General features: G+C 69.3%; 19 protein-coding genes. 12 read left to right on the top strand and 7 right to left on the bottom strand.

The window, feature by feature from the left end; genetic code table 11:
* The first annotated feature begins 60 nt into the window (after positions 1-60).
* Complete coding sequence (gene lysS / locus IEY87_RS33465) at positions 61-1,683, top strand: lysine--tRNA ligase (RefSeq protein ID WP_189142843.1); 1,623 nt, start codon at positions 61-63, stop codon at positions 1,681-1,683.
* A gap of 27 nt (positions 1,684-1,710) precedes the next feature.
* On the opposite strand, the gene IEY87_RS33460 is transcribed toward lysS, so the two are convergent.
* Complete coding sequence (locus IEY87_RS33460) at positions 1,711-2,208, bottom strand: Lrp/AsnC family transcriptional regulator (RefSeq protein ID WP_189142842.1); 498 nt, start codon at positions 2,206-2,208, stop codon at positions 1,711-1,713.
* 117 nt (positions 2,209-2,325) lie between these two features.
* On the opposite strand from IEY87_RS33460, the gene IEY87_RS33455 reads away from it, so the two are divergent.
* The 3 genes from IEY87_RS33455 (at position 2,326) to IEY87_RS33445 (ending at position 4,662) form a co-directional block, all read left to right on the top strand.
* A complete protein-coding gene (locus IEY87_RS33455) occupies positions 2,326-2,772 on the top strand; it encodes a DUF2000 domain-containing protein (protein ID WP_189142841.1) in 447 nt (148 codons plus the stop codon).
* 172 nt (positions 2,773-2,944) lie between these two features.
* Positions 2,945-3,706, top strand: a complete 762-nt coding sequence (locus tag IEY87_RS33450; protein ID WP_189142840.1) for a glycosyltransferase family 2 protein — start codon at positions 2,945-2,947, stop codon at positions 3,704-3,706.
* Positions 3,691-4,662, top strand: a complete 972-nt coding sequence (locus tag IEY87_RS33445) for a ketopantoate reductase family protein (RefSeq protein ID WP_189142839.1) — start codon at positions 3,691-3,693, stop codon at positions 4,660-4,662. The genes IEY87_RS33450 and IEY87_RS33445 overlap by 16 nt, the downstream gene beginning before the upstream one ends.
* Here IEY87_RS33445 and IEY87_RS33440 read toward each other — a convergent pair.
* Positions 4,628-5,155 (bottom strand): DUF6886 family protein, encoded by a 528-nt coding sequence (locus tag IEY87_RS33440; RefSeq protein ID WP_189142838.1) that lies wholly within the window; start codon positions 5,153-5,155, stop codon positions 4,628-4,630. The genes IEY87_RS33445 and IEY87_RS33440 overlap by 35 nt on opposite strands.
* A 94-nt stretch (positions 5,156-5,249) precedes the next feature.
* On the opposite strand from IEY87_RS33440, the gene IEY87_RS33435 reads away from it, so the two are divergent.
* Together IEY87_RS33435 and IEY87_RS33430 are read left to right on the top strand one after the other, a co-directional pair.
* Positions 5,250-5,615, top strand: a complete 366-nt coding sequence (locus IEY87_RS33435) for a hypothetical protein (protein WP_189142837.1) — start codon at positions 5,250-5,252, stop codon at positions 5,613-5,615.
* Between the two features lie 139 nt (positions 5,616-5,754).
* Positions 5,755-7,656: a sensor histidine kinase gene (locus tag IEY87_RS33430; RefSeq protein WP_189142836.1), complete on the top strand. Its 1,902-nt coding sequence runs from the start codon at positions 5,755-5,757 to the stop codon at positions 7,654-7,656.
* 39 nt (positions 7,657-7,695) lie between these two features.
* On the opposite strand, the gene IEY87_RS33425 is transcribed toward IEY87_RS33430, so the two are convergent.
* Both IEY87_RS33425 and IEY87_RS33420 read right to left on the bottom strand, forming a co-directional pair.
* Complete coding sequence (locus tag IEY87_RS33425; protein ID WP_225277424.1) at positions 7,696-8,436, bottom strand: MBL fold metallo-hydrolase; 741 nt, start codon at positions 8,434-8,436, stop codon at positions 7,696-7,698.
* A gap of 9 nt (positions 8,437-8,445) precedes the next feature.
* Positions 8,446-8,586 (bottom strand): hypothetical protein, encoded by a 141-nt coding sequence (locus tag IEY87_RS33420; RefSeq protein ID WP_189142835.1) that lies wholly within the window; start codon positions 8,584-8,586, stop codon positions 8,446-8,448.
* 352 nt (positions 8,587-8,938) lie between these two features.
* On the opposite strand from IEY87_RS33420, the gene rho reads away from it, so the two are divergent.
* The 3 genes from rho (at position 8,939) to IEY87_RS33405 (ending at position 12,963) form a co-directional block, all read left to right on the top strand.
* Complete coding sequence (rho, locus tag IEY87_RS33415; protein ID WP_189142834.1) at positions 8,939-10,045, top strand: transcription termination factor Rho; 1,107 nt, start codon at positions 8,939-8,941, stop codon at positions 10,043-10,045.
* A gap of 14 nt (positions 10,046-10,059) precedes the next feature.
* Positions 10,060-11,049 (top strand): putative RNA methyltransferase, encoded by a 990-nt coding sequence (locus tag IEY87_RS33410; RefSeq protein WP_189142833.1) that lies wholly within the window; start codon positions 10,060-10,062, stop codon positions 11,047-11,049.
* A 147-nt stretch (positions 11,050-11,196) separates the two neighbouring features.
* Positions 11,197-12,963, top strand: coding sequence for a prolyl oligopeptidase family serine peptidase (locus IEY87_RS33405; RefSeq protein ID WP_189142832.1), 1,767 nt, complete (start codon positions 11,197-11,199; stop codon positions 12,961-12,963).
* An 86-nt stretch (positions 12,964-13,049) separates the two neighbouring features.
* Here the strand turns inward: IEY87_RS33405 and IEY87_RS33400 are convergent, their stop codons facing one another.
* Positions 13,050-14,375, bottom strand: a complete 1,326-nt coding sequence (locus IEY87_RS33400; RefSeq protein ID WP_225277425.1) for a PP2C family protein-serine/threonine phosphatase — start codon at positions 14,373-14,375, stop codon at positions 13,050-13,052.
* Positions 14,376-14,714: 339 nt separating this feature from the next.
* Here IEY87_RS33400 and IEY87_RS33395 point away from each other — a divergent pair, with 339 nt between their 5' ends.
* Entirely contained in the window at positions 14,715-18,881 is a 4,167-nt protein-coding gene (locus IEY87_RS33395; protein WP_189142831.1) for a HAMP domain-containing protein, read from the top strand.
* A gap of 3 nt (positions 18,882-18,884) precedes the next feature.
* Complete coding sequence (locus tag IEY87_RS33390; RefSeq protein WP_189142830.1) at positions 18,885-19,514, top strand: response regulator; 630 nt, start codon at positions 18,885-18,887, stop codon at positions 19,512-19,514.
* Between the two features lie 112 nt (positions 19,515-19,626).
* On the opposite strand, the gene IEY87_RS33385 is transcribed toward IEY87_RS33390, so the two are convergent.
* On the bottom strand, positions 19,627-20,103 hold the full coding sequence (locus IEY87_RS33385; RefSeq protein ID WP_189142829.1) for a nuclear transport factor 2 family protein: 477 nt from the start codon (positions 20,101-20,103) through the stop codon (positions 19,627-19,629).
* Positions 20,104-20,315: 212 nt separating this feature from the next.
* Here IEY87_RS33385 and IEY87_RS33380 point away from each other — a divergent pair, with 212 nt between their 5' ends.
* Complete coding sequence (locus IEY87_RS33380; protein WP_189142828.1) at positions 20,316-20,927, top strand: TetR/AcrR family transcriptional regulator; 612 nt, start codon at positions 20,316-20,318, stop codon at positions 20,925-20,927.
* 118 nt (positions 20,928-21,045) lie between these two features.
* Here IEY87_RS33380 and IEY87_RS33375 read toward each other — a convergent pair whose 3' ends face one another.
* Entirely contained in the window at positions 21,046-21,414 is a 369-nt protein-coding gene (locus tag IEY87_RS33375) for a nucleoside triphosphate pyrophosphohydrolase family protein (protein WP_189142827.1), read from the bottom strand.
* Positions 21,415-21,449 lie beyond the last annotated feature (35 nt).

The following is a 21,449-nucleotide window of genomic DNA, read 5'->3' as shown; positions in this document are numbered from 1 at the left end:
CGCTTGGGAGATCTGCGGATCACGTTCGCCTGAACCCGGGCGAACCGCAAGAATGGCGCGATGAGCGTGGCTGACAGCACGGAAACCGACTGGGTATCCAGGTTCGCGGACGAGGTGATCTCCGAGGCGGAGCGTCGCGCGCCGGGCGAACCCATCGTGTGCGCGTCCGGGCTGAGCCCGTCAGGGCCGATCCATCTGGGCAACCTGCGCGAGGTGATGACCCCGCACCTGGTCGCCGACGAGATCAGGCGGCGCGGGCACGAGTGCGTCCACCTGCTGTCCTGGGACGACTACGACCGCTTCCGCCGGGTCCCCGCGGGCGTCGACCCGTCGTGGGCCGAGCACATCGGCAAGCCGCTGACCTCGGTGCCCGCGCCTCCGGGCAGCGCGCACGACTCCTGGGCGGCGCACTTCAAGGCCCCGATGGAGGCCGCGCTGAACGAGCTGGGCGTCCAATACCGGGGCATCAGCCAGACCGAGCAGTACACCTCCGGCGCCTACCGGGAGCAGATCCTCGTCGCCATGCGGGAGCGTGACCGGATCGACGCCGTCCTGGCGCGTTACCGGACGAAGGAGACGGTCCAGGAGAGCGCCGCCTACTTCCCGTACAAGCCCTACTGCGAGCTGTGCGAGCGCGATCTGACCACGGTCACCGCCTACGACGACGACAGCACCGAGCTGGCCTACACGTGCGCCTGCGGGTTCGGGGAGACGGTGCGGCTGGCCGGGCACGACCGCGGCAAGCTGGTGTGGAAGGTCGACTGGCCGATGCGCTGGGCGTACGAAGGGGTGGTCTTCGAGCCTTCGGGGGTGGACCACCACTCGCCGGGGTCGGCCTGGATCGTCGGCGGGCAGCTGGTCGGCGAGGTGTTCGGCGGCGAGCAGCCGATCGGGCCGATGTACGCCTTCGTCGGGATCACCGGCATGGCCAAGATGAGCAGCTCCAAGGGTGATGTGCCGACTCCGGCCGACGCGCTGGAGATCATGGAGGCGCCGGTGCTGCGCTGGCTGTACGCGCGCCGCAAGCCGTCCCAGTCGTTCAAGATCGCTTTCGATCAGGAGATCCAGCGGCTCTACGACGAGTGGGACGCCCTGGGCCGCAAGGTCGCGGACGGGACCCGCCAGCCGTCGGAGCTGGCCGCCTACAACCGGGCCGTGCGGACGGCGGAGGGGCCGCTGCCGGAGACCCCGCGGCCGGTGCCCTACCGCACGCTGGCCTCCATCGTGGACGTCACGACCGGGGACGAGGACCAGACGCTGCGGATCCTGGGCGACCTCGACGCGATCACCTCGCTGGAGGACGCCCGGCCGAGGCTGGACCGGGCGCAGCGGTGGATCGACACCCAGGTCGCCGCCGACCAGCGCACCCGGGTGCGCGAGGAGCCTGACGCGGAGTTGCTCGACTCGCTCGGCGACGATGATCGTGACTCGCTGCGGCTGCTGGTCGAAGGGCTGGACGAGCACTGGTCGCTCGACGGGCTCACCACGCTGGTGTACGGCGTGCCGAAGGTGCGCGCCGGGCTGGCGGCGGACGCCAAGCCGACGCCCGAGGTGAAGACGGCGCAGCGGGCCTTCTTCGCGCTGCTCTACCGGCTGCTGGTCGGCCGCGACACCGGCCCCCGGCTGCCCACGCTGCTGCTGGCGGTGGGCGCGGACCGGGTACGCAAGCTGGTCGGAGCCTGACCCCAGCGCGACGGTCGGAGCCCGGCTTCAGCGGGACTTGCGGCCGGTGCGCGGTCTGGCGGCGCGTGCGGGAGGCAGCACCTCGACGGAGGTCTTGCGGATGTGGTCGTAGACCAGTGAGGTGCGCACGTCGGCGATGTTGCGGTGCCGCGCGACGTGGTCGAGGACGAAGTCGCGCAGGTGCGTGGTGTCCCGTACGGCCACCTGGATGATGAAGTCGTCGCCGCCGGACACCACGAAGACCGCGAGCGTCTCGGGCAGCGCGGCCACGTAGTCGCGGAACCCCTCCACCGCCTCACGGATCTTCGGGTGCAGCCGGACGTGGATGAGCGCCTGCACCGGCCGGCCGATGGCGTCCAGGTTGACCTCGGCGTGGAAGCCCTCGATCACGCCGTCGCCGCGCAGCGAGCGCACCCGTTCGAGGCAGGTGGAGGCGGCGATGCCGATGCGCTCGGCGAGCTCGCGGTTGGTCTGGCGGCCGTCACGCTGAAGCTCGCCCAGAATGGCCGTATCAAGTTCGTCCACAAGCCCATGCTCTCACGATGTTCCGAACATCCTTCGGAATCGGCTGGTTGACATTGCTCCATCCCCGATGCAAGCACGAGTCTTCCTTAGCAAGTTCGGACAGAGGGGACCTTGAGCATGGAGATCGAACGTCGCAGCGACCTGCCTACGAAGAAGCTGGCGGTCAAATGGGTGATCGTGGTGGATCGTGACCTGCCCCGCGGGCTGCAGGCGAACGCGGCGGCGTGCCTGGCCGCGTCGATGAGCCAGGCCGCGCCGTCGATCCTCGGCTCCGGCGGGCTCGACGCCTCCGGCCAGGCCCACGCGGGCCTGCCGTGGACCGGCTGCACGGTGCTGGCCGCCCCGGCGGCGATCGTCAAGCGGGTCAGGGACGACGCGGCGGCCGATCCGGAGCTGCTCGTCACGGACATGGCGGCCATCGCGCAGCGGGCCGAGGTCTACGACGACTATCTGGCCGAGCTCGCCGGCACCGCCGTGGCGGACCTGTCGTACTTCGCGGTGAGCCTGCTCGGACCGCGCGCCGAGGTGGAGCGGCACACGGGCAGACTGTCCCTGCTGCGCTAGGTCCGCATATTTGACCTATCGGGTCAAGTCGGACAACAGTTCACTCCAGCCACATGTGACTCCAGGTCACAGGAAGAAAACGCCCCTGGTCGGGCCCAATAAACACATAGGACCGCCATGCCTGCAAGGAGTAGTCAAGTGACTTGCATGTGTGATGGTGGACCTTTGCCACATGAACAGGCAGCCCTTCTCCGTCAGCGTAAGCGTCATCGTCCCCGCGATGAACGAGGCCGACAATCTGCCCCACGTCTTCGCGACCCTCCCCACCTGGATCGACGAGGTCATCCTCGTCGACGGCAACTCCAGCGACGACACCGTCGCGGTGGCGCGCACCCTCCGCCCCGACCTGCACGTGGTCACGCAGTCCAGACGCGGGAAGGGCAACGCGCTCATCGAGGGCTTCGCCGCGGCGAAGGGCGACATCATCGTCATGATCGACGCTGACGGATCCACGGACGGCAGAGAGATCTTCTCCTTCGTCACCGCCCTCGTCGAAGGCGCCGACTTCGCCAAGGGCTCCCGCTACGCGCCGGGCGGGGGCTCCGACGACCTCAGCCGGCTGCGCTCCTTCGGCAACAGGGCCCTGACGGGCCTGACGAACCTGCTGTACGGCACCTCGTACACCGACCTGTGCTACGGCTACAACGCCTTCTGGGCCCACCACCTGCACGCCCTCGACCTCGACTGCGACGGCTTCGAGATCGAGACCCTGATGAACGTCCGCGCCGTCCAGGCCGGGCTGACCATCCACGAGGTGCCCAGCCACGAGCGCTGCCGCATCCACGGTGAGAGCAACCTGCACGCCGTCCGCGACGGCCTGCGCGTGCTCAGGACCATCCTGCGCGAACGATTTCGCCAGGTGGACGCATCCCGGACCCAGGTGGCACTCGTGAAAGGAGAAGTGACATCCTCTGAATCATGCGCTACATCGTGATCGGAGCGGGGGCGATCGGCGGCACCATCGGAGCCCGGTTGCACCAGAGCGGGCACGAGGTGCTGCTGATCGCCCGGGGGCCCCATTACGAGGCGTTGCGGAGTGACGGCCTGCGCCTGATCACCCCGCACGACGACCTCAGGATGGACATCCCCGTGGCGGCCGGCCCGGTGCCGGTCCGCGAGGACGACGTGCTGATCCTGGCGACCAAGTCCCAGGACACCGTGGGTGCGCTCGACCCGTGGCCGAGGCACCTGCCCGTGGTCTGCGCGCAGAACGGCGTCGAGAACGAACGCGTCGCCCTGCGCAGGTTCGACCGGGTCTACGGCATGTGCGTGTGGCTGCCGGCCTCGCACACCGAGCCAGGCGTCGTGGCCTGCTACGGATCCCCGCGCTCGGGCCTGCTGCACATCGGCGGCTATCCGCACGGCGCCGACGAGACGGCCAAGCAGATCGCCACCGACCTCGACGGCAGCTCCTTCGTCGCGCTGTCCTCGCCCGAGGTGATGCGCTGGAAGTACGGCAAGCTGCTGGGCAATCTGAACAACGCCGTCGAGGCCCTGGTCGGCCACGGCGCCGGCGTGGAAGAGATCATGGAACATGCCAGGACCGAGGGCATGGCGGTGCTCGAAGAGGCCGGCCTGCCCTACTCCACGCGCCGCGAGGAGCGCGAACTGCGCCGCGACAAGGTGGAGGTGGTGCCGATCGGCGGCAAGACGCGCGACGGCGGATCGTCCTGGCAGAGCCTCGCCAGAGGCACCGGCTCGATCGAGGCCGACTACCTCAACGGCGAGATCGTCCTGCTCGGCCGCGAGCTCGGCATCCCCACCCCGGCCAACGAGGTGCTGCAGCGCGAGGCCAACAGGTTCGCGCTCGAGCGACGGCGGCCGGGCTCGATGGAGCTGGAGACGCTGTCCGCGCTCATCGACGAGCGTTCCGCAGCCGGATCCCACTGAACTCCAGTGTGCTCGCCGTCACCTGGCCCCAGAAGGGCCAGAGGTTGTCCAGCACCCGGAGCTGGATCCCGGCCTGCTCATGCAGCTCCAGCAGGTCGCTGACCGGCTCCGCCGGGCCGAGCGGCCGCACCGGCACCCGCGCGACGACGGCGTGCGCGAACTCCCCGATGGGCGCGAAGTGCTCGGCGGGCAGCCGGTACGCGTACAACCGGACATCCATGATCGCCCTGAGCCAGCCGTACTCGACCGCGTGCACCCGATCCCCACTCCCGGCCCCGATGATCCGCCCGGCGTCCTCCTCGGTGGTTCTCGGGCCCTTCCAGGCCATGGCTCGCGGGCAGGCACGGGGGAACCAGTAGTCGGGGCAGCGGTCGGCGGTGACCGCCCAGACGTACGGCTCGCGTAGCTGCGAGGTGGGCGCGACGTGCGGGACGAACCGCTCGATGGTCGGGTCTTCGGAGAAGTGCAGCACCTGACCCGGCTCCGGTCTCATGAACGCCATCATCTCCGCAAGCCCCTGTCCCACAGGGCATACCGCGCCGGTGTGTGGGCAGTTGAGTCTCGCCTGAGACAAGGGGTGAGTTCAAATGATCTTTTTGGGTCTGTTACTGGTTCTGCTCGCCGGGGCCGCGATCGTGCTGATCGCCACCGAGGAGAGCGCCAGGTACGTCCTGTTCGGCACGACCTTCGAGCCGAACCACATCGAGATGTTCCTCGCGGGCGCGGCCACGGCGGCCGCCCTGCTGGCGGGGATCTGGCTGATCACACTGGCTTCGCGCAGGTCGGCGCAGCGCCGGCGGCGGCTGCGCACGGTCCGGGCCGACGCCTCCGACCGGGTGGCCAAGCTCGAGGAGGAGAAGCGGGAGCTGGAGCGCAAGCTCGAACACGAGCGCACCACCGACACCACCGACGACCGGCTGGTCGCCGGCAGCCAGGAGAAAACCGCGCGGTGACCTCACCGGCGCGAGGGCCGACCGCCCTCGCGCCAGAGGTCCGGCGGGAGATCGCGAGAGGATCCGCCGGGAGATTCGCGGCTTTCGGGCATTGGGGGTGTAATCTGCGAGGCGCTCTCATCATGCACCCGGAGGTCGCATGCCCCCCACACGTGGCCGCCCTATCGCGATCAAGCTCCTCATCCTCCTCCTCGTCCCGCTGACCTCGCTGGTCGGTCTGTGGGCGTTCGCCGCCGCGCTGACCGCGGGCGACGGATTGCGCATGCTGGAGATCGACGAGCTGGCGACCAACCTCGCGGCCCCCTCCGAACAGCTCACCACCCACCTGCAGAACGAGCGCCTGTCCTCGGTGCAGTACGTGACCGCGCGCCGCAACAACACCCAGCTGATCGTGCAGCGCGACATCACCGACAACGCGGTGCGATCCTTCCGCGAGCTGGCCGGCGCGCAGCGCAACCTCAGCCCGGAGATGACCGCGCAGCTCACCCACCTCTACCGCAGGCTCGACCAGCTCCCGCAGATCAGGCGCGACGTCGACAGCCTCAGCTCCACCCCGCTCGACCTGATCAACGGCTACAGCCAGATCGCGGACGCGTCCTTCCGCCTGTACGACGCGATGATCCTGGTGCCCGAGATGACGCTCTACCGCAACGTCAAGGCGCTGGCCATGCTGGCCGAGGCCAAGGAGCTGCTGTCCCGCGAACGGGCCATGATCACCCTGATCGTCAGCCGGGGCCGGATGGGCACCGGCGAGCGCGAGGCCTTCGCCGACATGGTCGCCACCCGCCGCCTGCTCTGGTCCCAGGCGCTGTCCCAGCTCGACGACGACCTGCGCACGCCGTACCAACGGCTCGTCGTCTCGCCGATCTACACCGAGTTCGTCGAGACCGAGGACGCCATGAAGGGTCAGGCCATCATGAACGGCCTGCCCACCTCCGCGGCCACCTGGCCGGTCGACGCCAACAACCTGTGGAAGGCCGCCGAGCGCAACCAGCGCGACTCCAACCAGGCCATCGCCGAGCGCATCACGCCCGCGGCCGCCGGCATCCTCGCCAAGATCGGCGTTGCGGGCGGCGCCGGGCTGCTCGCCGTGATCGCCTCCATCCTGCTGTCGCTGCGCTTCCGCAAGCGCCTGGTACGCGAGCTCGCCGGACTGCGCGACGCCGCCACCGAACTGGCCGAGGTACGGCTGGTCCAACTGGTCGAACGGCTGCGTACGACCGCGAACCCCAGCACGTCGGCCGAGGTCGAGCCGCTGGAGGTCAAGGCCGAGACGTCCGAGGTACGCGACATCGTCCGGGCCTTCAACAACGTGCAGTCCACGGCCGTGGAGGCCGCGGTGAGCCAGGCTCGGCTGCGCCACGGCGTCAACCAGGTCTTCGTCAACCTGGCCCGGCGCAACCAGTCGCTGCTGCACCGCCAGTTGCTGCAGCTCGACGGCATGGAGCGGGGCACCGAGGACCCGACGGCGCTGGAGGACCTGTTCAAGCTCGACCACCTCACCACCCGCATGCGCAGGCACGCGGAGAGCCTGATCATCCTGTCGGACCAGACGCCGGGCCGCGGCTGGCGCAACCCGGTGCCGATCATGGACGTGCTGCGGGCCGCCGTGGCCGAGGTGGAGGAGTATCAGCGGGTGGAGGTGCTGCAGCCGCCGCCCGTGGCGCTGACCGGCTCCGCCGTCACCGACGTCGCGCACCTGATGGCCGAGCTGGTGGAGAACGCCACGCTGTTCTCGCCGCCGCGGACCCGGGTGGACCTGCGCACCACGACCACTCCGCACGGGCTCACCGTCGAGGTGGAGGACCGCGGTCTGGGCCTGCCCCGGACCGAGCTCGACGAGCTCAACACCCGGCTCGCCGAGAAGCCGGAGTTCGACCTGGCGCAGAGCGACCGGCTGGGCCTGTTCGTGGTCGGCAGACTGGCGGCCAGGCACGGCATCAAGGTCTCGCTCAGCCCGTCGCCCTACGGCGGCCTGACCGCGAGCGTGTCACTGCCCGCTTCCCTGCTGACGGACCTGGCGGTTCCGGCCGGACGCTAGAGCCGGCCGGACGCTGGAACGAACCGGCCGGACGGTGCGCTAGAGCCGCAGGAACGGCTCGCTGAAGTGGGCGGTGGCGAGGATGGCGTGCTCGGCCCGCAACTCGGCGAGCACCTCGGCGCGGGTGGCGGCGGCCAGGTCCTGGTCGTCGTCGTAGACGTAGCGCACGGCCGGGTCGTCGAGCTGCACGGGGTGGAGCACGAGGTCGCCGGTCATGGCGAGGTCGCCGACCCGGGCGATCTGGTGCCCGGGCGTGTGTCCGGGCGCCAGGTGGACGCGCACGCCCGGCGCGATCTCCGCATCGCCCTCGACGACCTGCAACTGCCCCTTGAGCGGGGTGACGACCTGGTCGAGCATCGGGCCGCGGGCCGCGTCGAACTCGGCCTGCTGGAGCACGTAGCGGGCGTTCTCGAACAGCGGCCGCCCGTCGGCGACGGCGCCACCGGCGTGGTCGCTGTGCAGGTGCGTGAGGATCACGGTGCCGATCTCGGCGGGCGTGACGCCCGCGGCGGCCAGCTCACCCGCGAGGGAGCCGGGAACCGGCGCCCAACTCGACGCCGGTGAGTCGACGCCACCGATGCCCGTGTCGACGAGCGTCAGCCGACCGGCGGGATCGCGGAGCAGGTAGCAGTGGAAATGGAGCGTCCACGGCGCCTCGGCGAGGTTCCCTCCCGGGAACATCTCGGCCAGCGGACGGCGGATCGTCTCCCCCATGGGGCCCACGGCGTCACACAGCGGCGTCACTTCGACGCCGGCGATGACCTTCGGCTGATGCGGCATGCGCCCAGACTAGGCGGCCACGGGGTGGCGCGGAACGTACTCGTTCTCCAGGTCCGCGGCGAAGACGGCGCGGCGGCAGTGCGCGCACCTGTACATGATCGGGCCCTCGTCGAGCTCGTTGTGGCAACGTGGGCAGTGGGTGGTGTTCATGTCATCCCCCTAGGATTCTTCTTGTCTCATCGAAGCCGCTGCGCATTGCAAATGTCCTGCAGAACGCTTGAGGGCTCCATGTCCTTCTTCACACCCGGCGCGGTCGTTCCTGGCGCACGGCGGTGAGAAGAACATTGTTACGGACTGCTGCCCCAGGCGCGGGTAAAGACACGGGAACGGCCCGGGAATAGCCCAACCGGGCTAGGCGTTACCTAGGCAGCGACGTGTGATACGTTGCGTCCAGCGTTGAGCCAAGGCTCCGCTGTTTCCTCCCCGAGCCCCCCTTTCCGAGGCCGGCACGGGCTTCACTTTCACCCGCCGACTCCGTTCGGCGCACCCTCAAGGGGTCACCATGTCTGTCACCACCATCCCCCGTCCGCGTGCCCACACCTCCGACGCCAGCCAGGTCGCGGGCCTGCTGGACGTACAGGACCGGGCCGCCTTCATCCGCACCGGCGACCTGCCCGCGCCCGACGACGTCCGGCTGCATCCGGACAAGGCCAAGCAGCTCGGCCTGCGCCCCGGCGACCACGTCGTCGCCACGGCGAGCGGCGGCAAGCTCGTCGGCGTCGAGGTCGTCAACGGCCGGACCGAATGGCGGCACCGGCCGCACTTCGGCGACCTGACGCCCGTACATCCGCGTGAACGCCTCCGCCTGGAGACCGAGTCGCTCAGCACCCGCGTCATCGACCTGTTCGCGCCCATCGGCAAGGGCCAGCGCGGCCTCATCGTCGCCCCGCCCAAGGCCGGCAAGACCATGGTCCTGCAGGCCATGGCGGCCGCCATCACGCGCAACCACCCCGAGGTTCACCTCATGCTCGTCCTGGTCGGCGAGCGGCCCGAGGAGGTCACCGACATGCGCGCCTCCGTACGCGGCGAGGTCTTCTCCTCCACCTTCGACCATCCCGACCGCGACCACGCCCGCATCGCCGAGCTCGCCATCGAGCGGGCCAAGCGCCTGGTCGAGAACGGCGAGGACGTCGTCCTGCTGCTCGACTCCCTGACGCGGCTCGGCCGCGCCTACAACAACCTCGCGCCCGGCGGCGGGCGCGTGCTCACCGGCGGCCTCGACGCCACCGCGCTGTACCCGCCCAAGCGCTTCTTCGGCGCCGCGCGCAACGTGGAGGGCGGCGGCTCGCTCACCGTCCTCGCCACCGCGCTGATCGACACCGGCTCACGGATGGACAACAGTCTGTACGAGGAGTTCAAGGGCACCGGCAACATGGAGCTGCACCTGGTGCGCGACCTGGCCGAGCGCCGCCTCTACCCGGCCGTCGACCTCGACGCCTCCGGCACCCGGCGTGAGGAGATCCTGCTGCACCCGCAGGAGCGCCAGGCCGTGTGGCGGCTGCGCCGCATGCTGGGCACCCAGGGCAAGCAGCAGGCCCTGGAGATGCTCATCGGCAAGCTCCGCGAGACCACGTCCAACGCCGAGTTCCTGCTGCGCGCCAGCATGTGACCGACAATGAACACATGCTTGCCGATATCGTCGAACACCTCGCCTGCCCCGTCTGCCGCCGCCCGCTGCGGCCGGCGCCCCGCGCGCTCACGTGCGCGAACGGGCACGGCTACGACGTCGCCAAGCAGGGGTACGTCAGCCTGCTGGTCGGCTCCCGGCCGCCGGGCACGGCCGACAGTACGGCCATGGTCGCCGCCCGCGCCGACTTCCTGAACGCGGGCCACTACGCCCCGCTCGCGCGAGCCCTCGCCGAGGCCGTGAGCGCCAGGGTCAGGTCTACGTTTTCTACCGAATCGTTCGCACGCTCGGCTGACGACAGCGCCGTGGAGGCGTACGGTGGGGCGGAAGTGAGCACGAGTCATGAAAGGCGACGGGTGTGGCTGGGAAGGCAGCCGGTCATCGTCGACGCGGGCACCGGGACCGGCTATTACCTGGCGGCCGTGCTCGAAGCGACGACGCAGGGCATCGGGCTGGCGTTCGACGTGTCCAAACATGCTGTACGGCGGGCCGCGCGGGCGCATCCCCGGCTGGGGGCGTTCGTGGCGGACGTATGGCGGCCACTGCCGATCCTGGACGAGACGGCGGACGTGGTGATCAACGTGTTCGCGCCCAGGAACGGGCCCGAGTTCCGCAGGATTCTGCGGCCCGGTGGCGCGGTGATCGTCGTGACCCCCGCGCGGGAGCACCTGAGTCCGCTGGTCGACGAGCTGGGGCTGCTCTCGGTGGACGCCGAGAAGGAGAGCCGGCTGGCCCGCAGCCTGGACGGATTCACCGAGGCGGAGCGGCGGGAGGTGGCGTTCGACATGGAACTCGGACCCGCTGACATCCTGGGAGTGGTGGGGATGGGGCCCAGCGCGTGGCACACTGACACAGCCCAGCTGGAACAACGAATTTCATCCCTTTTCTCCCGTAATGACGGCAGAAGTCAGGAAAAAGTAGTCGCGAGGGCAAGATTTCACCTATCTACCTTCGAGGTGACATCTGAGTCAAGGGATGTCGCTTGACGGACGCATGAGGCACATGTTACTGATGGGGCATTTAGTCCGAAATTCCCCCACATTCCTGGAGTATTTCCGCGACGCAGGCGCAATACTGGACGGCAGCCCACGCCCTGAAGGGCACGGGTCGGCAGAGGGAGGGGGCGCGACCGGATGAAGGCCGAGGAACGCTGGCACGCCAGGTTCCGGGCGTCGCGCATGTCGCTGCCATCCTGGGCACGTCTGGCCCCCAGCCGCTCGATCTACCGCTCGAACGTCACCGGGACGTGGGAGGTCTACGCCTGGGACCGCGCGACCGGCGCCACCCGCCAGGTCACCGACAGGCCCCGCGGCACCGTTCATGCCGCCATCGACCCCACCGGTCAGTGGATCTACTGGTTCGCCGACACCGAGGGCGAAGAGGTCGGCGTGTGGCAGCGCCAGCCGTTCAACGGCGGCCCCGACGAGCCGGCCGCGCCCGACCTCGCGCCGGGCCAGCCGACCGGGATCGCCCTGTCCGCCACCGGCGTCACCGCGATCAGCCTGGCCGGCGACGGCGTCTTCACCATCCACCTGGTCTCCAAGGGCCAGCCCTCCCGCCTGCTCTACGAGCACGCGGAGGCCTGCTGGGTCGCCGACATGTCCCTGGACGGCGAGGTCGTCGCGATCAACCACGGCGAGTACGGCGACTTCCGCCACCCGGCGCTCCGCGTCGTACGACAGTCCGGCGAGGTCGTCGGCGAGCTCCACGACGGCCCCGGCAAGGGCGTGGCCGGCCTCACCTTCGCCCCCGTGCCCGGCGACCACCGCATGCTCGCCCTGCACGAACGCCGCAACCGTTCGGAGCCCCTGGTCTGGGACCCGGAGACCGGCGAGCAGCGCGAGATCTGGCTGCGCGACTCCGGCGACCTGACCGCCAGCTGGTACCACGACGGCCGCGGCCTGCTGCTGCGCCGCGACGACCGGGCGCGCACCTATTTGCACCGCTACGACCTGGCAGGCGGCGGGCTGTTCCCGATCGAGACCCCGCTCGGCGTGATCGAGGACGCGACGCCCCGCCCCGGCGGCTACGTCGAATACTCCTGGTCGAGCGCCTCCCGCCCGCCCGTCATCCGCTCGACCAACGGCCAGGTCGTGCTGAACGCCGGCGGCCCCCCGGCGCCGCCCAGCGTCCCGGTCGAGGACCTCGACGTCGACGGCCCCGGCGGGCGCATCCACGCGCTCGTCTCCAGGCCGGAGAACGCCGTCGCGCCCTACCCCGCCGTCTTCCTCCTGCACGGCGGCCCGTCCAAGCACGACCGTGACTCCTTCTCCCCCGAGGTGGCGGCCTGGGTCGACGCCGGCTTCGCCGTCGTCCGGGTCAACTACCGCGGCTCGACCGGCTACGGCTCCCAATGGCGCGACGCCCTGTACGGCGAGGTCGGGCACATCGAGCTCGCCGACGTCGCGGCGGTGCGCCAGTACGTGGTCGACCGCGGCATCGTCGACCCCGGGCGGCTCATCCTGGCCGGCACCGCCTGGGGCGGCTATCTGACGTTGCTCGGCCTCGGCACCCAGCCGGGCCTGTGGGCCGCCGGCATCGCGGCGGTCCCGATCGCCTGCCACCGCACCTCCTACGAGGACGAGACCGGCAGCCTGCGCGCGCACCACCGGGCACTGTTCGGCGGCTCGCCCGACGAGCAACCCGAGCGCTACGCCGCCAGCTCCGCGATCACGTACGTGGACCAGGTCAAGAGCCCCGTCCTGATCCTGTCCGGCGAGAACGACCTGCGCTGCCCCCTGCGCCAGATCAACAAGTACGTCACCCAACTGGCCGAGCACGGCCGCGAACACGAGGTCTACACCTACGACGCCGTACGGGAGAGCCTGGTGGTCGCCGAGCGCCTCGCGCAGACGACGCTGCAACTGGAGTTCGCCCGCAAACACGTGAACGGCCGCTGACGGTCAGGCCGGATGGCCGGCAGCTGACCACCGGCCGCTGACGGCCGGCGGGCGCGCAGGACCAAGATGACCGGCCGCTCTGACGGTCAGCGGGCGCGTAGGACCAGGATGGCCAGGTCGTCGGCGCTGGGCTCGACCGCGAAGTCCGCGGCCCCCCGGCGGATCCGCTCGGCCACGGCCCTGGCCGACAGCCCCGCGCACTCGGCGAGCATCTTGGCCAGGCCGCCGTCGTCGTCCAGCAGGCGCCCGCCCGACCGCCGCTCGGTCACCCCATCGGTGACCGCGAGCAGCACGTCGCCATGGTCGAGGTGGATGGTGTCGGCCTCGAACACCACTTCCTGGAAGACGCCGAGCAGCGACTGCGGGCTGGTCACCGCCTCCACCACGCCGTTCGCCTTGAGGCGCAGCGCCTCGGGGTGACCGGCGGACACCAGCCGCACCTCCAGGCCCGACTCCACCGGCGTGATGTCGCCGTGCAGCAGGGTCAGGAACCTGGCCCGCTCCCCCTCTTCGAGGATCGCCTGGTTGAGGCGGCCGAGCACGGCGGCCACGCCGTAGCCCTCCCGGGCGAGCAGCCGCAGCGTGTGCCGGGCCAGGCCGGTGACGGCCGCGGCCTCGGGGCCGGTGCCGCAGACGTCGCCGATCGCGAACCGCCAGCAGTCGTCGCCGGCCTTGAACAGGTCGTAGAAGTCGCCGCCGACCTCGTTGACCTCGCCCGCGGGCTCGTAGACGACGCCGTAGTCGAGGCCGGGCACCTCCGGCTCGCTCGGCGGCAGCAGGCTGCGCTGCAGGGCGCGGTTGGCGGCGGCCTGCTGGGCGTACACCCTGGCGTTGTCGGTGGCGAGCGCGGCGCGCCTGCCGATGTCCTCGGCGAGCTGGATGACCTCGTCGGTGAAGCGGTCGGGCCGGCCCAGGCACATCACGCCGAGGCCGCGGCCCCTGGCGGTCAGCGGGACGGCGAGCACCTGGGAGTCGGCCAGGTGGAAGGTGGAGGCGGCGCGGGTGCCGACGGCGCTGACGTCCATCTCGGCGAGCTGCTCGCGCAGCCCGTCGATCCTGGCCTCGTCGGCGTGCCAGAGGTAGACCAGGCGCAGCGGCCCGGACGCGCTGTCGGCGGTGTAGACGCCGCACCAGCTGCTCAGCCGGGGCACCACGATCTGGGCGATGATGGCGGGCACCATGTCGGGATCGAGCGTGCCGGCCAGCAGGTCACTGGCGTCGGCGAGAAATCCCAGCCAGTGTGGTCCCCTGGAGGTGTGCTCCAGCCATTCGGAGCCCACCTGGTCCTGAGAGCCGGGTAGCGTGAGTCTGGCCCAGTGGACACGGGAATCGCCCGCGAAGGTGATCCCCCACTCCTCCACGTTGACGGAAGGAGCCTTCGGATCGCCCTGTGACGTGCTTCGCTGCCTCACCTCGACCTGGACAGCATCCCCATAATGCTTCCACATCATCTCAAACGGCTCATCAACGACCTGTGCCGCGAGATCACCGGCGACCTGCTCAGCGAGATGGAGCATGCCTCCAGTGGCCCACGCGGTCATCACCTCGCGCGTGAACCTCATCGCATCCGTCACAGCGGTCTCGTCGGGCGCGAACGTAGCCGCGAGCACCGCATGAGGAGAAGCAGTCATCCCACCGTGCCTACCACATCTCCCGCAGACTTGGGGTAAATCCAAGGACAGGACTACGAGCTACTCATCGTGACAGACTTGAATCACTCGTTGGAGTCACCCACGAGTGAAGGAGGCCCCATGACATCGGCCAAGACCGTGCCAACCGTTGAGGAGAGGACCTACACCGAGGCGGATCTCGTCCCCATTCTGGAGACCCTGTTCTCCTGGCGTGACGGGGACTTCCGGCGACGGGTCCCACACGCGCCTGACGGCGTGCTCAGCGAGGTACGGTTGCTGCTCAACGAGGTCGCGGACCGCCGTGAGCACCTCGCCAACGAGCTGAGCAGAGTGCGCCGAGAGGTTGTCAAGGAAGGCCGGTTCGGCGAGCGGCTGACACCGGGGCCGGGCGTGGGGGCCTGGGCCGAGAGCGTCGAATCGGTCAACGTACTGATCGACGCCCTGGTGAGCCCGGTGAGCGGCGCCGCCGACGTCATCGACGCGGTTGCGAAGGGTGACCTCTCGCGCCGGATCGACCTCGACCGCTCGGCCCGCGGCGAGGTACGCCGGCTCGGCAAGGCCATCAACGGCATGGTGGACCAGCTCGCCCTGTTCAACTCCGAGGTGACCAGGGTGGCCAGGGAGGCCGGCACCGAGGGGCGCCTCGGCGGCAGCGCCAACCTGCGGGGCATGTCCGGGAGCTGGCGCGATCTCACCGAGGCGGTCAACACCATGTCGTCCCGCGTGGCCGCGCAGGTGCGCGACATCGCGGTGGTGACCACCGCGGTGGCCAAGGGCGACCTGAGCCGCAAGGTGACGGTCGACGCGGTGGGCGAGATGTTCGAGCTGAAGAACACCGTCAACACCATGGTCGACCAGCTGTCCGCCTTCGCCGAGGAGGTGACCCGAGTCGCCCGCGAGGTCGGCACCGAGGGTCAGCTCGGCGGCCAGGCCCAGGTGACGGGCGTGTCGGGCGTCTGGAAGGACCTCACCGACAACGTCAACTTCATGGCCAACAACCTGACCTCACAGGTGCGCAGCATCGCCACCGTGGCGACCGCGGTGGCCCAGGGCAACCTGTCGAAGAAGATCACCGTCGACGCGCAGGGCGAGATCCTCCAGCTCAAGGACACCCTCAACACGATGGTGGACCAGCTGTCCTCCTTCGCCGACGAGGTGACCCGGGTCGCCCGCGAGGTGGGCACCGAGGGCAAGCTGGGCGGGCGCGCGGAGGTCAAGGGCGTGTCGGGGGTCTGGAAGGACCTCACCGACAACGTCAACTCGATGGCCGCCAACCTGACGTACCAGGTCCGCAACATCGCCCAGGTGACCACCGCGGTCGCCAACGGCGACCTCACCCGCAAGATCGACGTGGACGCGCAGGGCGAGATCCTGGAGCTCAAGTCGACCATGAACACGATGGTCGACCAGCTGTCCTCCTTCGCCTCCGAGGTCACCCGAGTGGCCCGCGAGGTCGGCACCGAGGGCCAGCTCGGCGGCCAGGCGCAGGTGCGCGGCGTCTCCGGGGTCTGGAAGGACCTCACCGAGAACGTCAACTCGATGGCCAACAACCTGACCTCACAGGTGCGCCAGATCGCGGCGGTCTCGTCGGCGGTGGCGCAGGGCAACCTGTCGAAGAAGATCACCGTCGACGCCCAGGGCGAGATCCTCCAGCTCAAGGACACCCTCAACACGATGGTGGACCAGCTGTCCTCCTTCGCCGACGAGGTGACCCGAGTCGCCCGGGAGGTCGGCACGCAGGGTCAGCTCGGCGGCCAGGCGCGGGTGCAGGGTGTGTCGGGCGTCTGGAAGGACCTCACCGACAACGTCAACTTCATGGCCAACAACCTGACGTACCAGGTCCGCAACATCGCCGAAGTGACCACCGCGGTCGCCAACGGCGACCTCACCCGCAAGATCGACGTGGACGCGCAGGGCGAGATCCTGGCGCTGAAGACCACCATCAACCGGATGGTCGACCAGCTGTCGTCCTTCGCCTCCGAGGTCACCCGGGTGGCCCGCGAGGTCGGCTCCGAGGGCCAGCTCGGCGGCCAGGCCCGCGTCGAAGGCGTCGAAGGCACCTGGAAGCGGCTGACCGAGAGCGTCAACGAGCTGGCGGGCAACCTCACCACGCAGGTCCGCGCCATCGCCACCGTGACCAGCGCCGTGGCGCGCGGCGACCTGACCCGCTCGATCGCCGTCGAGGCGCAGGGCGAGCTGGCGGAGCTCAAGGACTACATCAACTCGATGGTGGCCAACCTCCGCGAGACCACCCAGGCCAACCAGGAGCAGGACTGGCTCAAGTCCAACCTGGCCCGCATCTCCCGGCTCATGCAGGGCCACCGCGACCTGTTCGAGGTCGCCAAGCTGACGATGAGCGAGCTGACGCCGCTGGTGTCGGCCCGCTACGGCGCCTTCTACGGTGTCGATCCCGAGGGCGAGCACGAGCTGCTGCTGATCGGCGGCTACGGGGTGCGGCCCGAGCGGGGCCCGCGCCAGCGCTTCGCCATCGGCGAGGGCATCGTCGGCCAGGCGGCCGCGGAGGGCCGGCACATCATCCTCGACGACGTGCCGCCGAAGTTCATCACCATCGACAGCGGGCTCAGCCAGTCGACCCCCGCGCAGATCGTGGTGCTGCCGATCCTGTTCGAGAGCCGCGTGCTCGGCGTGCTGGAGCTGGCCTCCTTCAGCCCGTTCGGCGAGGTCCACCTGGACTTCCTGACGCAGCTCGTGGAGACCATCGGCGTCACCATGAACACGATCATCGCGAACTCGCGTACCGAGGACCTGCTGACCGAGTCGCAGCGCCTCACCCGCGAGCTGCAGGAGCGCTCCGACGAGCTGCAGCGCCAGCAGGAGGAGCTGCGCAGGTCCAACGCCGAGCTGGAGGACAAGGCGGCCCTGCTCGCCAAGCAGAACCGCGCGATCGAGATCCAGAACTTCCAGATCGAGCAGGCCCGCCGGACCCTGGAGGAGCGCGCCGAGCAGCTCGCGGTCTCCTCCCGCTACAAGTCCGAGTTCCTCGCCAACATGTCGCACGAGCTGCGCACGCCGCTCAACAGCCTGCTGGTGCTGGCCAAGCTGCTGACCGAGAACGCCGAGGGCAACCTGACCTCGCAGCAGGTCGAGTTCGCCCGCACCATCCACGGCGCCGGCTCGGCACTGCTCCAGCTCATCAACGACATGCTCGACCTGTCCAAGGTCGAGGCGGGCCGGATGGACATCCACCCGATCGGGGTGTCGCTGCCGAAGCTGGTCGACCTGCTGGAGGCGGCCTTCGCCCCGCTGGCGGCCGACAAGGGGCTGGCGCTCACCGTGGCCGTCGACCCGGACGTGCCGCAGGAGCTGTTCGCCGATGAGCAGCGCCTGCAGCAGGTGCTGCGCAACCTGCTGTCCAACGCGGTGAAGTTCACCCCGAAGGGCGAGGTGAAGCTGCGGGTGGTGCCGGCCTCCGACGACGTCGACTTCGACGACGAGACCCTGCACGCCGCCCACAACCTGCTCGCCTTCCAGGTGATCGACACCGGCATCGGCATCGCGCCCGACAAGCGCGAGGTCATCTTCGAGGCGTTCCGGCAGGCCGACGGCACCACCAGCCGCAAGTACGGCGGCACGGGCCTGGGCCTGGCGATCTGCCGGGACATCGCCCGGCTGCTCGGCGGCGAGATCCACGTGGACAGCGAGCTGGGCAAGGGCAGCACGTTCACCCTCTACCTGCCCGCCTCCTACATCGGCCCGCTGGCGGCCACCGACGGCGGCGCGCCCCGCAGGCAGCTCATGACCGCCTCCATCGAGGAGCCCCAAGCGCCGGAGCCGTCGATGCCGCTGGACATGTCGCTGCCCGAGCTGGTCGAGGCGCCGATCGAGGGCAGCCAGTGGCAGGGCGACGACCCGCTCAGCGGCGCGAAGATCCTCATCGTCGACGACGACATCCGCAACGTGTTCGCGCTGACCAGCGTGCTGGAGCGGCACGGCTCCACGATCGTCTACGCTGAAAACGGACGTGAGGGGATCGAGCAGCTCGAACGGAACGAGGATGTCGCGCTCGTGCTGATGGACATCATGATGCCGGAGATGGATGGCTGGGCGACGACGTCCGCCATCCGGCGTATGCCGCAGTTCGCCGACCTGCCGATCATCGCGCTGACCGCCAAGGTCATGCGAGGCGACCGGGAGAAGAGCATCGCCTCGGGCGCGTCGGACTATGTGCCCAAGCCGGTCGATGTGGATCGTCTGCTCGAAAGGCTGCGCGGCTGGCTCAGCCGAGGGCGGACCCCCGCGACCGACTCGTCACCCGAAGGGTCGTGATCGATGTCCGATCGAGCGAAGATCCTCCTGGTCGATGACCGCGAGGAGAACCTGATCGCGCTTGAGGCCATCCTCAGCTCGCTCGACCTGGTGCCGGTGCGCGCCAGGTCCGGCGAGGAGGCGCTCAAGAAGCTGCTGAACACCGAGTTCGCGCTCATCCTGCTCGACGTGCGGATGCCCGGCATGGACGGGTTCGAGACCGCCGCGCACATCAAGCGGCGGGAGCGTACCCGCAACATTCCGATCATCTTCCTGACGGTGGTCGACAGCGCGCCCGACTACGCCTTTCGCGGCTACGCGGCGGGCGCGGTCGACTACCTCACCAAGCCGTTCGACCCGTGGGTGCTGCGGGCCAAGGTGTCGGTGTTCAGCGAGCTGTACAACATGAACAAGCGCCTGGCCGAGCAGGCCTCCCTGCTGCGCGAGCGCGTCGCCGGCGAGTTGCCGCCCGGCGCCGGCGAACAGGGCGCGGTGCTGCCGGAGCTGTCGCGGCGGCTCACGGCGGTGGAGGAGGAGCTCGCCCGGGTGCGCGAGCTCGCCCGCAAGTCCCAGGACCCGGCCCTCGCCGCCCCCCTCACCGACCTCGCCGACCGCCTCGCCCACCTGCGCTCCGGCTTCGACGCACTCGCGTAGCGGCCTTCCGAGGAGACCGCGTCACCATCAGTTCCAGGTGGGCATGGCGTTGTCGGAGCCTTCAAGCGTGCTGGGTACGCAGGATCTGGGGCTGGGCGTCTTGCGGGTGTCTCTAGATGCCGGACAGGACGGTGGGGTCGCCTTCGGTCCAGGCGTTGTCGACGGTGACGCGCTGGATGACCCACACCTCGCCCTGCCTTACCAGGTCGACGTCATACCGGTTCGTCATGAGGACGTGGCGCGAGTGGTCGTCTTCAGGCAGATGCTGGCACGCCACGATCGCTTCCAGGTGCGCCTTGTCGCCGTCGAGGCTTACCCGCGGGTTGCTCAAGGAGTGCGTCGTGTCCAGGTGACTGAGTGAGCCCGACAGGGCTGCGGCGATGGTCTCCTTACCTTCCACCGGAGGATACTCCTGGCCGGCTTTTCTCGTGGCCGGACCGAAATCGGCCACCGCGTCATCCGCGAACGCGGACGCCAGAAGGGCCCTGTCACGCAGGTCAAGGCCGGCGGCGTATCGGTAGAGGGTCTCCACCACGGCGAGCTTGTCCGCGGTAGGTGTGGAAGAGGTGCTGCTGTCGATTCTCGACATGGTGCTTCGCTTCCTTGCTTGGCGATTCGTGGTAGCACTGACCGTATACCCGAGTTCGACACCTGTCGAATAGTGGTAGCGTCGGAAGCGAACCCATCGAAGGAGGGTCATGTTCGAAGCGGAACTCGGTGGCCGAGTGGCGATCCTTGAGGGAGCCAGGCGAAGTCAGGGCCCGCGAAGCCGGTTGACCTCTCCCGGAGTAGTGTGCGGTCATGGTGAGTGATCAGTCCTCGACAGTTGGAGCGGACCCGCGCTTCACTCGCTCGCGACGGGCGATCGCGGATGCGCTGACCGACCTCATGCTGCGAACGCAGTCGTGCCCTTCGGTCTCCGCCTTGGCAGAAGCCGCCGGCATCCACCGCGCCACTTTCTACAACCACTTCGACTCCATTGAAGAGGTTGCGGTGTACGTGATCGCAGAAGATTTCCGCGCCCTTCGGACCCTGGACCTCAGCGATCGGCAGATGGGTGCGGATCCGACCACCGTGGCACTGGCAACACTGAACGCCATGCTCGACAGTCTCCGGCAGCGCAGAAACCTTTTTCTGCTGGCTTCGACCTGGCAGTCGCCAAGTGGCCTGCCAGGTATCGGTGATCTCCTTCTGGACCAGGTCCGCAGTCTGCGGCGCGACTTCGGCGGTGGCGAGCGAGAGTCCGGCGCGCGCCACTCGCTTGAGGACATCTACACAGCTTCTGGGGTGGCTGGAGTGTTCTCGGCCGCCGTCGGGGGAAGTCTCGACGGCGAGCCGGAGGAGATCGCTGTCCGTCTGTACACTCTTCTGCCCGAGTGGATTCGTCAGCCACCAGAGTCGTTGACGACCTGAGCTGTTGACTCGGGCAGTCTTGACGTCGAGCAGTGTCACTGACATCAGCAGAGGTTCAAGGCCGACGCGGTGGCGTTGGTGCTGCTCAGGCGGGATCAGGTGGGAGTGTCGGTGCGCCTCAGTCGCTCCTGCCGCGCAGGGTCTGCCGCAAGCCGGCGCTGATGCCGCTCATCGTGGCTTCGTAGGCTTCCGGCAGGTCGACGTCTAGTTTGTCGGCGAGTACAAAGATCCACCACATGCACTCGGCCAGCTTGTGCCGCAGTTCGGCGTCCACGTCGCCGTCGATGTCCCATGTGCGTTCGGCGGCGAGCACCAGGCGCCCCACGTAGGCGGCGTCATTGGTGAAGCCGACCGCGAGCTCCGGCAGCGTCCATGTCCTGTCCAGTAGGCGCTGTTCGAGCTGCTCGTAGAGGGCTCGTACGCGCAGCGCCTCTTTGCCTGCCGCAGCCAGACCACCCTTGCGATCGTGCTGTCGTTCCTCGCTCATTTGAGGCTCCTCCTGACCTTGACCTGGGTTCTTTC

The organism is Nonomuraea glycinis (assembly GCF_014646515.1).
Taxonomy (GTDB): domain Bacteria; phylum Actinomycetota; class Actinomycetes; order Streptosporangiales; family Streptosporangiaceae; genus Nonomuraea; species Nonomuraea glycinis.
The sequence above is the reverse complement of the archived record's forward strand: the minus strand, read 5'-3'. Positions and strand labels throughout refer to the sequence as shown.

Coding starts and splice junctions, on each gene's coding strand:
- IEY87_RS33455 (WP_189142841.1), top strand. CDS start 2,326: ATGGAGATCGAACGTCGCAGCGACCTGCCTACGAAGAAGCTGGCGGTC.
- IEY87_RS33405 (WP_189142832.1), top strand. CDS start 11,197: ATGAAGGCCGAGGAACGCTGGCACGCCAGGTTCCGGGCGTCGCGCATG.
- IEY87_RS33410 (WP_189142833.1), top strand. CDS start 10,060: ATGCTTGCCGATATCGTCGAACACCTCGCCTGCCCCGTCTGCCGCCGC.
- IEY87_RS33395 (WP_189142831.1), top strand. CDS start 14,715: ATGACATCGGCCAAGACCGTGCCAACCGTTGAGGAGAGGACCTACACC.
- lysS (WP_189142843.1), top strand. CDS start 61: ATGAGCGTGGCTGACAGCACGGAAACCGACTGGGTATCCAGGTTCGCG.
- IEY87_RS33425 (WP_225277424.1), bottom strand. CDS start 8,436: ATGCCGCATCAGCCGAAGGTCATCGCCGGCGTCGAAGTGACGCCGCTG.
- IEY87_RS33385 (WP_189142829.1), bottom strand. CDS start 20,103: ATGTCGAGAATCGACAGCAGCACCTCTTCCACACCTACCGCGGACAAG.
- IEY87_RS33445 (WP_189142839.1), top strand. CDS start 3,691: ATGCGCTACATCGTGATCGGAGCGGGGGCGATCGGCGGCACCATCGGA.
- IEY87_RS33450 (WP_189142840.1), top strand. CDS start 2,945: ATGAACAGGCAGCCCTTCTCCGTCAGCGTAAGCGTCATCGTCCCCGCG.
- IEY87_RS33420 (WP_189142835.1), bottom strand. CDS start 8,586: ATGAACACCACCCACTGCCCACGTTGCCACAACGAGCTCGACGAGGGC.
- IEY87_RS33435 (WP_189142837.1), top strand. CDS start 5,250: ATGATCTTTTTGGGTCTGTTACTGGTTCTGCTCGCCGGGGCCGCGATC.
- IEY87_RS33430 (WP_189142836.1), top strand. CDS start 5,755: ATGCCCCCCACACGTGGCCGCCCTATCGCGATCAAGCTCCTCATCCTC.
- IEY87_RS33375 (WP_189142827.1), bottom strand. CDS start 21,414: ATGAGCGAGGAACGACAGCACGATCGCAAGGGTGGTCTGGCTGCGGCA.
- IEY87_RS33440 (WP_189142838.1), bottom strand. CDS start 5,155: ATGAGACCGGAGCCGGGTCAGGTGCTGCACTTCTCCGAAGACCCGACC.
- rho (WP_189142834.1), top strand. CDS start 8,939: ATGTCTGTCACCACCATCCCCCGTCCGCGTGCCCACACCTCCGACGCC.
- IEY87_RS33380 (WP_189142828.1), top strand. CDS start 20,316: ATGGTGAGTGATCAGTCCTCGACAGTTGGAGCGGACCCGCGCTTCACT.
- IEY87_RS33390 (WP_189142830.1), top strand. CDS start 18,885: ATGTCCGATCGAGCGAAGATCCTCCTGGTCGATGACCGCGAGGAGAAC.